Below are 15,786 nucleotides of genomic sequence, written 5' to 3' on the forward strand. Positions count from 1 at the left end.
TAAACATGTTAGCAATCAGTGAAAAAGAATTTTGGTTCGTCGTAGGTTCACAACATCTATACGGAGAAGAAGCTTTAGCACAGGTCAAAAAGAATGCGGAGACGATCGTTACAGCACTAAATGATCACCAAACGTTGCCTTATCCGATCGTACTAAAAGAACTAGCAGTGACTGCTGATACGATCACTTCGATCATGAAAGAAGCGAATTACCAAGAGCAAGTAGCAGGTGTGATCACTTGGATGCATACTTTCTCCCCAGCAAAAATGTGGATTCGTGGCACGCAGTTATTACAAAAGCCTTTGTTGCATTTAGCTACGCAATTTAACGAGAGCATTCCTTGGGAAACGATCGACATGGACTTTATGAACTTGAACCAAGCAGCCCATGGGGATCGGGAATATGGCTTTATCAATGCACGACTCAATAAGAAAAATGAAATCGTGGTAGGTCATTGGCAATCCGAAGATGTGCAACGTCAAATCTCAGACTGGATGCACGTGGCTGTGGCTTACAATGAAAGCTTCTCGATCAAGGTTGCTCGTTTTGGCGACAATATGCGTAATGTGGCTGTGACCGAAGGAGACAAAGTAGAAGCACAGATCCAGTTTGGCTGGGTGGTCGACTATTATGGGATCGGCGACTTAGTCAAAGTGATCGATGAAGTCACTGATGAAGAGGTAGCGTCATTATTTGAAGAATATAAACAACTCTATGATTTTGATTATGCCGATTATGACAAGGACACTTGGGAGGCGCATGTCAAAGTACAAGCGAAACAAGAAATCGGGATCAGACGTTTCTTGGAAGCGGGCAATTACAATGCCTTTACAACAAACTTTGAAGATCTTTATGGTATGCAACAATTGCCTGGCTTAGCAGTCCAACGGTTGATGGCAGAAGGCTACGGCTTTGCCGGTGAAGGAGATTGGAAAACAGCTGCATTGGATCGTATGTTAAAAATCATGGCACAAAACAAAGACACAGGTTTCATGGAAGATTACACGTATGAATTGACGCCAGGAAAAGAAGCAATTTTACAATCTCACATGATGGAAGTAGATCCGACATTGGCTGTCAATCGACCAAAAATCGTTGTTTCACCATTATCGATGGGTGATCGAGAAGATCCGGCTCGTTTGGTGTTTGACGGTAAAGCAGGCGATGGTGTCGTGGTTTCTATGGCAGATTTTGGGACGCATTACAAATTGTTGATCAATGAAGTGGAAGCCTTCGAACCGACTGAAGAAGCGCCACATTTACCAGTGGCACGCGTACTTTGGAAAGTCAAACCAAACTTCCATGAGGGAGTAGGTGCTTGGATTCGCACAGGTGGCGGACATCATACCGTTGTGTCATTACATCTTATTACCGAGCAGATCCAAACATGGGCACGTTTAGTTGATTTAGAAGATATCGTCATCAAATAAATGAAACGACTAAGTAAGAGACTTTAGAAAAACTTACGTCTAATGCCTCTTTTTAAAGAAGTAGAGCGTTATGATGTCATTTATTAGAGATTCAAGTTAAAGTTAAATAAATACCGTAATGTTATCAACTGATCGAGGTCGATAGCATAGGCGAGCAGTCGAAAGAAGCGACGAAGATGAGTCTGGACACTCTGGTAAAGGCCAGACTCATTTTTTGTTCTTTCTTAGGACTAGCAATAATTGAAGGAGTGTTCGATATGACAAACGTAGACAAACAAAAAGAATTCGAACAATTAGATGCTTGGTGGCGGGCTGCAAATTATATTTCTGTTGCTCAAATGTATTTAAAAGATAATCCATTATTACGCCGTCCATTAACGAAAGAAGATGTAAAGACACATCCTATTGGGCATTGGGGAACGATTGCTGGACAAAATTTTGTGTATGCACATTTGAATCGTGTCATCAATAAATACGATTTGGATATGTTTTACATAGAGGGTCCGGGTCATGGTGGACAAGTGATGGTATCTAATTCTTATATTGATGGCAGTTACAGTGAGATCTATCCTGAATTTACAGAAGATGAAGCCGGATTGGCACATTTATGTCGTGTATTTTCTTATCCTGGGGGGATTGCGTCGCATGCCGCACCGGAAACACCAGGATCGATCCATGAAGGTGGAGAACTTGGCTATTCACTTGCCCATGCGACAGGTGCGATCCTTGATCATCCGGATGTCATCGCGGCGACAGTTGTAGGCGATGGAGAAGCAGAAACAGGTCCATTAGCGGGCGGTTGGTTTTTAAATGTCTTTATCAACCCAGTGAATGATGGTGCGGTGCTACCGATTTTGAATTTGAATGGCGGGAAAATCTCAAATCCGACGATCCTTGCCCGCAAGAGTGATGAGGATCTTCGAAAGTATTTTGAAGGAATGGGCTGGAAACCTTATTTTGTTGAAGGCACAGACCCAGAGGCTGTTCATCCCATCCTAGCTTCAACGTTAGACACAGTGATCGAAGAAATCAAAGAAATCCAAAAGGAAGCAAGACAAGCACCTGCGGAATCAGCTACGATGCCAAGATGGCCCGTTATTATTTTTCGGACGCCAAAAGGCTGGACAGGACCAAAGACGTGGGGAAATGAACAAATTGAAGGAACGTTTCGTGCGCATCAGGTACCGATTCCAGTCGATTCTGAGCATATGGAACACGTCGATCATTTGGTTGATTGGTTACAGTCTTATCGCCCAGAAGAGTTATTTGATGAACAAGGAAGAATCAACCAAGAAATCAAAGATCTTTCACCGAAAGGCAATCGCCGGATGTCGACAAACCCAATCACAAATGGCGGAATCGATCCCAAACCGTTAGTCATGCCTGATTGGAAAAACTATGCCGTGGATACTTCAACACCAGGAGCTGTCGTTGCACAAGATATGATGGTCTTTGGGGAACAAGCTAGAGATGTAATCACGAAGAACCCAACCAATTTTCGGATCTTTGGTCCGGATGAAACAAAATCCAATCGCTTGAACAAAGTATTTGAAGTGACTGATCGACAATGGTTGGAACCTAAAGATGCTTCAGATGAGTGGCAGTCATCAGTAGGAAGAGTTATTGATGGTCAATTGTCGGAACATCAAGCAGAAGGCTTTTTAGAAGGCTATGTTTTGACAGGTCGGCACGGATTCTTTGCTAGTTACGAATCCTTTTTACGTGTTGTTGACTCGATGTTGACGCAACACTTCAAATGGATGCGTAAAGCCAGTGATCAGCCTTGGCGGAAAAACTATCCTTCGTTGAACTTGATTGCCACATCGACTGTTTTTCAACAAGATCATAATGGTTATACCCACCAAGACCCTGGTGTATTGACTCATTTAGCAGAGAAAAAAGCAGAGTTTATTCGCGAATACTTGCCGGCAGATGCGAATAGTTTGATGGCTGTGATGGATCGTGCGTTGCAAGAAGAGCAAGTCATCAACTTGATTATTTCAAGTAAACATCCACGTCCACAATTTTATTCGGCAACAGAAGCAGAAGAACTAGCCAATGAGGGCTTGAAAATCATCGATTGGGCAAGTACCGTTTCTGCGAATGAGGAACCGGATCTAGTAATCGCAGCAGCAGGGACAGAACCAAACCTTGAAGCACTTGCGGCAGTCTCGCTATTGAATCAAGCATTTCCACAACTAAAAATCCGTTTTATCAACGTGGTTGATATCTTGAAGTTAAGACACCCATCTGTTGATCAGAGAGGACTAAGTGATGAAGTGTTTGACACGTTCTTTACAAAAGACAAACCAATTCTGTTTGCTTTCCATGGCTATGAAGGCATGATCCGGGATATTTTCTTTTTACGACACAATCACCAATTGATGGTCCATGGCTATCGAGAAAATGGCGATATCACTACACCGTTTGATATGCGTGTCTTTAGTGAGTTGGATCGTTTCCACTTAGCGCAACATGCAGCGATGACTGTCTATGGTGAAGAAGCTTCGGCTTTTTCTGAGGAAATGACGCAACAGTTGAAAGAACATCGAGAGTATATTCGGAAAGAAGGTCATGATCTGCCAGTAGTGGAAAACTGGAAATGGTCAGAGTTGACTCGGTGAGAGTAGTTAAATGATATAAAGATAACACTAGTCAAACTAATCTTTTAGTTTCTAGTGTTATCTTTTTTTGGTTACAAAAGAATCAGGAGAACGAGACACGCCAATAAACATAGATTCAAAGTTGCATAAATACACAACTTAAGAGGGGTAGATCATTGTGAACTCGTTCCTTTATTACGAAGTATTCCTGCTATATAACCACGAAATAATGTGTCAAGTTGGCATTATCATAGATGATAAAAACACTATAATTATTAGCATAAATAAAATTTTTATTTAATTAAGTAAGCGCTATCTAATTACATAACGTTATAAGCATAAAAATTCATTTAAAAAATAAAGTGTGTTATTCTTTGTTTAATGAAAGCGATAATCAAAAAATTTACATAGTTTTACTTTAAAGTTAGGCTTTTCCTTTATCTATACATAATGGCGTTTGAAGATTTTCAGCTTTTTTTGTATTTAAGTAGAAATAATTGTCATTCAGATGCTGTTTACAAACAGTCCAAGTAAAGACAGGACTGTTTCATAAGTCTTCTTCATTCAAAGTGAAGGTAGATAAAGGGGGAAAACCTATGGAGATACTAAATAACAAAAAAACGAATTCGTGGTTTTTTTGTACGTTATCGTTTATTTTTATCGCTTTTTTAGTTGGAGGCGCTTGCTCTATTTCTTTTGCCGATGAAGATCAAAGTCAACAAGCAAAGCCATTTGCCCAAAATGAGCAGATTGCCTTTTATCTTGAAGAAACAGATAAAGATGTCAAATTCCACATGGAAAAAAACTTACCAGAGTCTTTACAATTCATGATGACTATATTGGACTCAAAGGAAGCAAAAGTCCCTCTGTTCTTAAATGAAGATCCAGTGTCTGAGGATCAGTGGCTTACAGAAGAACAAGTTACGTCCTTATCCTTTATCAAACCAACGCAATCCATTCGACTGTTTATTCACTATCGGACAAATGATGGGGTGGTGAGAGAGCTTACACCACCAGAAGGAAAATCAGTTCAGGTAACTCAACAACAAGCGAATGATCAATCAACCGTTTCAGAAAGTGAACTGACCGACAAAACGAATAGCAGTACTGTGGAAGAAAATGGACAGCCAGGAGAGAATCCAGAGACTGATGAGACACAGCGATCAACCGCTGAATCGAAAGTAACAGAAGAACATGGAACAGCTTCTTCTGACTACCAACCACCCATGGCACGCGCGACCCAAGCTTTTGCAACAGGGACAGGTTCTCAATATGTACCACCGGGAGCTATCCCTATCAGCGGAGCCTTTGCAGCGCCAAATGGTGGAGCTGTCGTATCAAATGTCACGAATACAAATGACAATGGAGGAAAACCATTTTCACAAATTTCACTTTCAGGTAGTAATAACTGGACGTCGATTTGGTCAAATGACGCGTATCGCTTAGATTTCACGAAATCATTTTCACAACGGGTCTACGTCAATTTTGGTACACAACAGGCAGATGGCGTGGCATTTGTCATGCATAATGATGCAAGAAAGACAACAGCGATCACGAATTCTCGAGCAGTCGGTGTAGACGGACAAAACTTGGGCGTCTACGGAGCAACTGGCGGATACTATGAGGGATTATCACCACGTACGCCAGAAACGACCGCGATTCGTAATTCATTTGCGGTTGAATTTGATTTGTTCGCTAATGAAGCAGTAACTGGTAGAGCACGCTATGATGCACAGATTCCTGCTGGAAATACGCCGCATATGGCTTATACCTTTCCAGGGAATCTAAGCCGAACATATCAACCTATCAATGCGATAAATGGTGATTTAGGACCAAATGATTGGTTTACTTTGACCCTCGCCAATCCCGGAAGAATCAAACATAATAGCTTGATCCCACTTAATGGAGCTGTTAGTACGAATGTCCAAGATGGAACATGGTACGAATTCAATTACAGTTTTAATAGCGCCACACGTAACTTTACCTATTCATTCAAAAATCCTATCAATGGTACGAAAACTGCGGACACGACGATTCCTTGGGGAGAGCTGAACTCGGAATTGCAGTTAGCAACCAACAACAATCGAGCCTATTGGGGATTTACAGCGGCAAACGGTAGCGTATCAGGACAAGTTCGTTTTGCTTTTACTCAGCCACCGATACCGATAGGCGCGACAGTGACGAGTAATGTATTGGACAATACGAATACCTCTGTGACTGTTCCCAGTACAGACACGAGTAAAAATAAATATTTGATCAGTGAGCAACCAGCTAAAATCCAATCAACGATCAAGGTAAATACAGGTGAAGCAGCCTTGAACACTACGAGATGGACGACGGTGCTTGATGCAAAAGCAATCAATTTGGCAACAAATACTACAGTCACACCAACAATCACGAAAACGACTGCCGCAGGGGTGACGACAACGATTGCCCCAGCAAATTTATCAACAGTCGTGACAAATAACGCAACGACTGGCGTGATCACTGTGGTCACGACGATAGCGAATAATGCGATCAATCTCAATCCAGGAGATTCTGCGACACTGAGTTATTCAGCACCAACAAGGACATTGTCAGCTGATACACTAACTAGTTACGGAAGTTCAGTCTTAGCAAATCCAGTGGGAACGACCCCCAACGACACAACGAACGTCACCTACTATGGCGATACCGTGTATTACTGGGTTAAAAAAACGGATCAGTTTACTACTCTGTCATGGGAAAATGTCAATACGGTGCCCAATTTTAGTGAGACGTTAGATATCTCTGCGAATCGAGATCCTGGATACAAAAAGACATTCTATTGGAAAGATTTAGATGTAGGCGACAGATTGAGTTTCAAGGTGAGAAAGGGAACGACGTATCTGACCGATGTTCCATTTTCTGAGGTCACGACAACAGGGGCAACAAGTTTTAATGCAAATACACAGTTAGTGATTCCTACAAAATATTTTGATTATGGTGAAAATAAATTTGTTATCGAAGTGTACTCTTCTGGGAAATTGACGAAACCCGAAGAACCGGCTGCATCATTGAATCTTACGGTAACCTACACTGGTGAATTAAGACTTGAGAAGGCACCGACTACATTGAAGTGGACCAATCGAACGGTTCGACAAAGTAAAGGGATCTTGGATCGTGATGCTGGCAATGGCTTAGAACTTAAAGTGTGGGATTCGAGAGATCCACGAACAACGAGAAATTGGTCGGTTGGTCTTTCCATCGCAAGTGGAACGAATGCACCTTTCTCCTTCGTCTGGAAAGCAAGTCCTACGAGTGCCGTCCAAAATTTGGGTAATTCACCAATCAAAGTGTTTGATTCTGCGAGCGTGGCACCTAATGGGTATCTTCATACGCTGAATATGAGTGAAAATGCCGGTATTTTGTTGAATAGCTCGAAACTGTTGCCTGTTGGTGATTATAGCGGACGAGCGACAGCCAATTGGAAGCTATACAATACAGCTACGATCGAATAAGGAGGCGAGGAGATGAAGCGAATAACTACCAATCTTTGGTTACTGCTTAGTTTTATTCTTTTTACAGGCTTCGTGGGAGCAGGTCCTGCGTTTGGAGATGAGGTCATCGCCTCCGATCAACAAGAAATCCAGTTTGAATTATATGAAAAAGAAGAAGTAGCTCCCATAGATAAGGGTGAGCTAGGAACAACCCAATCGCAAGGATACGGGATGCTTCCGAAAACTGGTAGTTTATTGTATGGGACTTCTGCTTTCCTCGGTACTATATTGATTGGGTTGGTTGGGCTGAGTTACATTTCAAGGAGGCAGAAGAGATGAAGAATCAAATGAGGTGGGTGCTTTTGTTAATTTTACCGCTGCTATTTGCTTCCCCTTCTAAGATCCGAGCATCTTCTGTTGGTGAAGAGAAAAAAACAGACGTGAGTGTCCGGATCAGGGAACCATCGATTTATCTAAAGGAAGTAATACCACCCACGTTCAACCGCTATCCAGTCAAACAAACGGATATTGAGCTACAAGCTGATCGAGATCTTGTGATCGAAGTGGTTGACAATCGTAGTGGCAAGAATGGATGGAAACTCGATTATTCATTATCTGCTTTTAAAAATGAGCAGGAATATGCAACAAAGCTTTCTATGAAAAATGGACGTTTAGCTACGGAGGAGACAACCGTTTATCAAGTCAATGATATAGAAAATATCAGTAATGGCGAAACGCAAGAACTCGTCAGAGTCAGCCAAGGAACGAAGCAAACCTTTCGATTGGTCATTCCGAAAGAAAGTATCAAGCTAAATGTTCCTGCTAATAGTCCAAGTGGTACCTATAAAGCGATACAGACGGTCAACCTCGTAAATGTGGTTGCCGATGTAGATTAATTGAAAATCAAGGAGGAATAAAAATGAACCATAAAACAAAAACATTAAGTGCAGTATTCGCAGGGTTGATTTTAGCAAATATAGGAGGAGTAGCAGCATTCGCAGCTGAAGTACCAGGACAAACTGGGAGTACACCAACGACTGTGACGATCACCGATGCTACGTCAGGAGATCTAAGACTTGATGCCGTTCCAGCGTCTTATGCGTTTGAAACAGAAATCGAAAATGGCACGTATTCACTTAATACTGGAACAATCGGTACGCCTGGAAATATCGTTGTTTCGAATGATAGTATAGCTCAAGCGTGGTCTGTAAGAGCAACTGTGGCAAATAACCAATTGACACGGGCAGCTGCACCAGCGACGTTTGATGTCAATTCATTCCAAATCAATGGCGCACAATTAGTTGGTACAGGCGCAACTGGGATCGTTGCTCGATCAGCAACAACACCGGATGCCGGAAATAATACCGGTCAAATCACCACTCCTGTAACAACGATCACTATTGGTTTTACCGATCCAACCAATGTCCTACAAGTAAATAACGTCTTGAACGGTACGATCAATTATCAATTGTACAATACGGCAGATGCTTCTTGATCTGTGTTCACTGATTGAGTAGGTTGGAGCAATCGCATTCAGCGATTGCTTCAATTCTTTCTATAGGCGTTTATTTATGAGCAAATCTATGGAAAAAACCAAACGAATCAATAAATGAGGTGTAGGGATGCGGAAAATAATTTTAGCCATTTGTTGCATGTTTGCTTTTAGCTTCCCCTTAGTTACAGAGGCGGAAACGGATAGTGAAGTGGGTTTTCATATCAAAGCAATTATTCCAGAAAATCAAGCTGATAAAAAATTAACTTATTTTGATTTACAACTAGAACCTGGTCAAAAACAAACGATCAAGTTCCTGATAGAAAATACATCGAATGACGAATCAACCTATCAAGTCGCAGTCAACCAAGCATATACGAATGATCAAGGGTTTATTGATTACACACAACCAGCAGATGATCCAGATATACCAGATGTATTTCAAATCAATAAAATCGCCAAAGTCCCAGAAAGTATCACGTTAGCTGGTGGGAAGTCGCAAGAAGTCAGTGTAGATCTAACAATGCCTGAAAAAGAATTTGATGGACAAATCTTGTCAGCCATCCATGTCATGAAAGTTGGTCAAGGGGAACAAGAGGGAACAATCGTTAATAATTATGGCTACGTCTTAGGGTTGAAATTAACGAATAACACGAATGAAGTACAAAGAAAGATTGAATTAATAGACGTCGAACCAGCCATTTCATTTGGGAAAACAAGTGTAGTAGCAACCTTGAAGAATCCGACGATGGATGCGATCGGTCATTTGAAATATGCGGCAGAGGTGAAGGATACATCGGGGGAATTAATAAAAGAAGTATCCTATGATAAAGACATGCAGATGGCGCCTTTGTCCACGTATCGATTTGGGATCGACTGGGACAACGAACGGTTAGAACCAGGAGATTATTCCCTGCATTTGATTGTCACGGATGCAAAGGACAATGAGTGGGAATTCAATCGGGCGTTCACGATCAGCGAAAGTGATGCTAGAGAAGTAAATAAAGTAGCAATCACTGAAGTCAATCAACAAACTATCCCAACTTGGGTATATATTGTTGGTGGTGTTCTACTTGGAATAATCATTCTATTAATGATCTATTTTCTGTTTATACGTAAGAAGAAAAAAGAAGAGTAACAAAAAGGGGTTGTGATCCTTATGTTAACACGAGTCTTAGCATAGGGATCACAATCTCTTTCTGTCAGTTAGTGCTTTTTATAGAAATAGTACAGCACACTGATGAAAAAAATCACAGATATCAGAAGACCAATTTCGTAATAAACAAACACCCTTAAAGAATCGTAAAAGTAATATGCCATGATTTTTGTAATAAAATAAATCACAGGACACGCAGCTAGGAAAACCAAGAAGGTGCGCTTAGTTACTTTAAAGAAATAAAAAAATGCTAGCACGGCAATACTTAAAGGAAACCAAAATAAAAACTTGCTTAATTGGACCAACATCCTTCACTCCTCTATTATCTTCATAATCAAATAATACCATTTTTCTGTTATTTTTAAAACTATTAATAGTATCATAACAAAATATTTTTTTTGATTTCCAAACGAAAATAAGGAGTTTTTACAAACAAAAGCTTGATTTATAGTGTTTCGTGATTAAGTGAGCATGCAGAACGTTCGTTTTTTAATAACATCTCAAAAAAATGAATTAGGCTCCTTTGTTATATATCGACCATTTTTTTAAAATGATTTTAACGAGTTTGTATGAATAAACTGTAAAATCATTTCAGTGATCCAAGGACAGTCTTGGCGACGCATACTGAATGGTTGGTAACCGTTATAGCGATAGATATACTCGTTTTTCCAGCCTTTAGTTTTAGTCTGTTTCATTTGTAATAACTCAATCAAGGGTTGTAATGCCTCTTGATCAAGGTCATTGGTATGAGAAGCAATATAGATAAGATCGGTCAATGACAAAACGTAGCCTTGCGGGAACATATTTTCCGTAATATGTGCGGAAATGGGTTGTCCATTCGATAAACGTTTGAACCATTGATGCTTTTGCATATATATCACGCCATCAGTGATCATTTGATTTACTTGCGGGTCAATTTGATCCACTATTTTTTGATAAGTGATCAAGGCACGAACACTTTTTCCAATACCGATGTAACACGGGGTTTTTCTTAAGCAACCACCATGCTGACAAATCCCACGGCCTGTCCAAGAGGTCGTTTGATTCCGATCGAAGAGCTGATAGTTTTTGATCCACATGAGTGCTCGCTGTGCAGAAAGTGTCTGTCCTAAACCGAGACGAACATAGGCTTCCAGTAACATCGCATTATAACAAGGAACGGTATCTTCTGCTTTTCCTGTGTAAGAAAAACCATCTGGTGTGGCAATCGTCTCTTCTACATACTGGATCAATGACTGGGTAACTGGTAATTGATCGGCATAAGGAATTTCGGCTAAACCAACCAAAGCAAAAATTTTCCCTAGAGCGGATAGCTTCTCTTGTTGTTCATATTTTTTGACGATCAGCGATTGCTCCAGATAGATCATTGGATCTTCGATAAATTCATGTTGTGCTATTTTGCTTTTTAATAAATAAGCGGTATCCATAAAAGCGTGACTCCTTCAATTGCTTATTGTGAGTATTTGGTAAGGGTTTCATAATTCAAGTATATCATCAAATGGATGATTCGTAATAGAGAATTCCAATGGTCACATCTGGAATCCTTTAATGTTCTTTTTTTTTATTATTTTGAAAAATTATGATACTGGGAGATTTCTAATAATCGAATGTTCTTTTATAGCAAGAATCAATGGGGAGTAATTCTAATTTATGGGTGTTAATTTATTTCTATGATAGGAAATAATAAGCACACTAATGCTGATAAATGGTGTTATTATTCTTGATGTAAAGGATGTGGATTGTTATTTCTTTACAAAAAAAGCCAATACAAGGGGGCTATGGTAGGTTAAGAATCTACCCGTAGATAATTGGTGAGCTAAATTTTCTTAGGAGGATGATCTACATTATGAAAAAAAGGAAAACAATGTGTCAGTTGATGTTGCTCGGTCTTGCCGTGTCGACAATGATGGTGCCAGTTTCCCATGTCTCAGCAGCAAATCAATCAGTAGAAAAGAGTAAGGAGAATGATCCTAGACAGATGAGTCAACTCAATCAGTCTTTACTAGGAGCGACCATCTCCGCCCAAGAACAAATCAATAGTTTAGAACAAAAGTATGAGTTAGTCGCTTATGATGCAACTGTCTTGCCCGAAAAAATTGATCCTGCCTCACTCTTAGTGGCTGCAGATGCGAAAGTCGTTGATGAAGAAGGGGAACCGCTAAGTGGTTTCACGCCTTATATCAAAGGAACAACTGTTGAAGCAAAGCCAGGGGACTATCAGATGACCATTGGCTTAAAAGAAGATGCCAGTGTGGAAAAGACAGTAAAAGTTACGGTTTTAAATGATAAACAAGAAACAAAATATACGATTTTAGCAGAAGATGTGTCTGTCTTAGTAGGACAAACAGATACTGATTACATCCTAACAATTGCTGGTGCATATGCACGTAACGAAAAGGGTGAGTTATTTGATGTGATCGTAAAAAGCTCAACCGTTGAAAATCAAATAGGCGAGTATGAGATGACATTAGGGATCAAAGAAGATGCTCGTGTGGAGCGAACGATCAAAGTCACTGTCACAGATAAAGAAAGTTATACATTCAGTGCACAAGATGCGACAGTCATGGTCGGCCAAACGGATGAAGCATCGATCATCGCAGCTGCTAACGTTGAGATCACGAATCAGCGTGGTGAAGCTGTAGACGCAAAAGCTGTGATCAAGTCATCAACAGTACAAGATATTCCAGGAACTTACAAGGCATTGATTGCTGTAGATAAAGATCTGGATCTTGAAAAAATGATCACTGTCACTGTGACGAAAGAAAATGAGGGAATGACTGGTGGACACGAATACCAATTTCTCGCTGAGGATGCAACAGTTTATGTCGGCCAAACGGATGAACAATCGTTGATAGATGCAAGTGGGGCATATGCAATCGATGCAACGACAGGAAAAGTGGGACAAGTAGTTATCAAACACTCAACAGTCCAAAATATTCCGGGAGAGTATGACGTCACATTTGGGATTGTCCAAGATGCTTCTGTTGAAAAAAAGGTGAAGATCACGGTACAAAATCCAGAGGACCAACCAAAGTATCATTTGAATGTCTGGGAAAAGAATATCACTTTACAAGTTGGGCAAACAGATGAAGCAGCGATTCTCTGGGCTAGTGGCGCTGAAGTGAAGGATCAAGATGGTTATTTGACGTACGAAGCCAAACCAGTCATCAAATCCTCAACTGTTGAAAATAAAGCGGGTGTCTATGAAGCAACGATTGCAGTGGATAAAGACCTTTCAATTGAACAGAAGATCCAAGTGACAGTCATTGGTGAAGAGACAACCGAACCTGAATTATCCTATGAACTTTATGCCAATGATGGTTTCACAACAGTTGGTCGAACAGATGATCGTTCAATCATTGAAGTAACCAATGCGCAGGCTTATGACAGCTATGGTAATATGGTCGCTGTTATTGTTAAAAACTCAACGATCGAAGAGAAAGCAGGAGTCTACCAAGTCACATTAGGAATCAGTCAAGATCCTGCGATTGAAAAAACAGTGAATGTGACTGTTGAAGGAGAAGAAACTGAAATCCCTGGTTTTGATTATTTCGTGATTGCAGAAGATGCAGAAGTCATGGTCGGACAGACAGATGATGACTCCCTTTTGTTAGCAACTAATGCGTATGTGTTCAATCAAACATTAGGAAAACAAGTCGTACCGATCATCAAGAATAGCACAGTAAAAGATACTCCGGGAGAGTATGAAGTGACGATTGGTATCGAACAAGATGAACGTGTGGAAAAAACTGTGAAAATAACAGTAGTTGGGGAACAACTACCACATCAAGAGTACATTTTAAACGCAGCGGATGCTGCTGTAACTATCGGACAGACGGATGACCAATCAATCTTAGCGGCAGTCGGGGCCACTGTGACAGATTTATCTGGTCAACCAGTCGACGCACGACCAGTGATCAAAGCATCGACGGTCAAAGACGAAGTTGGTTATTATGAAGTAACGATCGGTGTCGATAAAGGGGATATTGAAAAAACAGTCAAAGTGATCGTTCGTTCAGAAAACCTTACAGAAGGCTATACGTTTTTGGCAGAAGATGCTGTTATTACGGTGGATGAAATAGATGATGCCTCCATCATCAAAGCGACCAATGCACGAACTGTCTATAGTGATGGCAAAGTCGTGAAAGGCGCAGTGATCAAAGAGAACAATGTTTTGCCTGTTCCTGGCGAATACGAAGTGGTACTGATGACGAATCAATATGGTTTTGGTGAAAAAACAGTCAAAGTAACGGTTGTAGCCGTTGATTGATGAGGAGTGGCGAGTGGATAGTTTGTAGCCTATGCTCCAAACATCTATTCATTTCATTGAGCATACCGTAAGTAGAAAAACTAAAGGTCGGAGCGGAAGTGTTTCACCTTAAAAAATAAGGCGACAATCACGAAAATTGTTCTTCAAATTTTTGTGGTTGTCGCCTTTTTTTAGAGGGGACTGTCCCGCGTTTATTCGCTTCTCAGAATACGCATAGGCTTCTTTTTATTTCAGGTAAATGATACACTTATTAGGAGAAACCAAAGATCGTTAAAGGAGAAAAAAATGAAAAATCACTGCTTGATTTACCGAGAGTTTGGTTTGCCGCAAGAGGTTGTGCAACTAGAAGAGCAGCCACTCAATTTAAGACAAGGAGAAGTCTTGGTCAAAATGCTAGTTGCTCCGATCAATCCTTCTGATCTGATTCCCATCCACGGCGCTTATTCCCACCGCATCACCTTACCACAAATCGCTGGGTATGAGGGTGTCGGGAAAGTGGTCCAAGTCACTGATCCTCAGGATGAGCAAATGATCGGACAGTACGTCTTGCCATTACGAGTGGCAGGCACTTGGCAAACCTATCACGTTGCATCAAAGAACGACTTAGTTATTGTCCCGCCTTCAATCGATCGATTGACAGCTGCCCAAATGTACATCAATCCTGTCACTGCCTGGTTGATCTGTACAAAAGAATTAAACCTGAATAAAGGCGATCATATTTTGATCAATGCAGGGAATTCTTCTATTAGCAGAATTTTTATCCAATTAAGTAAAATTTTATCATTTAAAGTCATTGCAATCGTTCGTCATGAAAAATATAAAGAAGAGTTAGCTGAACTAGGAGCAGATTTAGTCGTTCTTTGGAATGAAGAAACAACGTTGTCTCAAATTTTGTCACATACAAATGGCAAAGGCGTTCGCGCAGCCATTGATCAAGTCGGTGGAAAAAGTGGTGAAATCATGGCACGAGCAATCCATCCTTATGGGAAGTTCATTGCAATCGGGTTGCTATCTGGTCAACAAGTTGATTGGTCGTTCATCCAGACGTTGCCGATCCAAGCCAAAGTCTATCATTTGAGGCATTGGGCGGATTCGGTCTCAAATGAAGAATGGCAGAAAACATTCCAACAATTATTCGATATGGTTGAAAAGGAACAATTGCATCTACTGACTACAGCTCCTGTATATCCATTTTCTGAATATCGTCAGGCTTTAGTAGCGGCAGAAAAGAAAAAAGAAAAAATATTTTTAAACTTTGATGTCGAGTCAGATAGATGATCGAACACAAAGAGTCTAGGACATTAGTCCTCTCGCACCACCTTCGAATAAACGAAGCAGAAGCAACCTCTTCGTAAAAAAGGCGCCATCCACGAAAAT

Annotated in this window: 10 protein-coding genes; 9 read left to right on the forward strand and 1 reads right to left on the reverse strand. The window is 40.7% G+C overall.

Annotated features, from left to right (window positions below):
* Positions 1–5 precede the first annotated feature (5 nt).
* The 7 genes from araA (at position 6) to CUS89_RS03985 (ending at position 10,121) form a co-directional block, all read left to right on the forward strand.
* Positions 6–1,430: an L-arabinose isomerase gene (gene araA / locus CUS89_RS03955; RefSeq protein ID WP_104871107.1), complete on the forward strand. Its 1,425-nt coding sequence runs from the start codon at positions 6–8 to the stop codon at positions 1,428–1,430.
* Positions 1,431–1,687: 257 nt separating this feature from the next.
* A complete protein-coding gene (locus CUS89_RS03960) occupies positions 1,688–4,054 on the forward strand; it encodes a phosphoketolase family protein (protein ID WP_104871108.1) in 2,367 nt (788 codons plus the stop codon).
* Between the two features lie 575 nt (positions 4,055–4,629).
* Positions 4,630–7,512, forward strand: a complete 2,883-nt coding sequence (locus CUS89_RS03965) for a hypothetical protein (RefSeq protein WP_104871109.1) — start codon at positions 4,630–4,632, stop codon at positions 7,510–7,512.
* 12 nt (positions 7,513–7,524) lie between these two features.
* Positions 7,525–7,830 carry an LPXTG cell wall anchor domain-containing protein gene (locus CUS89_RS03970; RefSeq protein WP_104871110.1) on the forward strand — a complete coding sequence of 102 codons (306 nt, stop codon included), beginning with the start codon at positions 7,525–7,527 and terminating at the stop codon, positions 7,828–7,830.
* Positions 7,827–8,387 carry a WxL domain-containing protein gene (locus CUS89_RS03975; RefSeq protein WP_104871111.1) on the forward strand — a complete coding sequence of 187 codons (561 nt, stop codon included), beginning with the start codon at positions 7,827–7,829 and terminating at the stop codon, positions 8,385–8,387. Before CUS89_RS03970 ends, CUS89_RS03975 begins: the two co-directional genes overlap by 4 nt.
* Before the next feature lie 23 nt (positions 8,388–8,410).
* Complete coding sequence (locus CUS89_RS03980) at positions 8,411–8,986, forward strand: hypothetical protein (RefSeq protein WP_104871112.1); 576 nt, start codon at positions 8,411–8,413, stop codon at positions 8,984–8,986.
* 127 nt (positions 8,987–9,113) lie between these two features.
* Positions 9,114–10,121, forward strand: coding sequence for a DUF916 and DUF3324 domain-containing protein (locus CUS89_RS03985; RefSeq protein ID WP_258082378.1), 1,008 nt, complete (start codon positions 9,114–9,116; stop codon positions 10,119–10,121).
* Between the two features lie 563 nt (positions 10,122–10,684).
* On the opposite strand, the gene CUS89_RS03995 is transcribed toward CUS89_RS03985, so the two are convergent.
* Positions 10,685–11,566 (reverse strand): hypothetical protein, encoded by an 882-nt coding sequence (locus tag CUS89_RS03995; protein WP_104871115.1) that lies wholly within the window; start codon positions 11,564–11,566, stop codon positions 10,685–10,687.
* Positions 11,567–11,985: 419 nt separating this feature from the next.
* On the opposite strand from CUS89_RS03995, the gene CUS89_RS04000 reads away from it, so the two are divergent.
* Together CUS89_RS04000 and CUS89_RS04005 are read left to right on the forward strand one after the other, a co-directional pair.
* Positions 11,986–14,409, forward strand: a complete 2,424-nt coding sequence (locus tag CUS89_RS04000; RefSeq protein ID WP_104871116.1) for a hypothetical protein — start codon at positions 11,986–11,988, stop codon at positions 14,407–14,409.
* 285 nt (positions 14,410–14,694) lie between these two features.
* The gene (locus CUS89_RS04005; protein WP_104871117.1) at positions 14,695–15,687 is read left to right on the forward strand and encodes a zinc-dependent alcohol dehydrogenase family protein; all 993 of its coding nucleotides are present in this window, start codon (positions 14,695–14,697) and stop codon (positions 15,685–15,687) included.
* Positions 15,688–15,786 lie beyond the last annotated feature (99 nt).

Source organism: Enterococcus mundtii (genome assembly GCF_002947535.1).
Taxonomy (GTDB): domain Bacteria; phylum Bacillota; class Bacilli; order Lactobacillales; family Enterococcaceae; genus Enterococcus_B; species Enterococcus_B mundtii_B.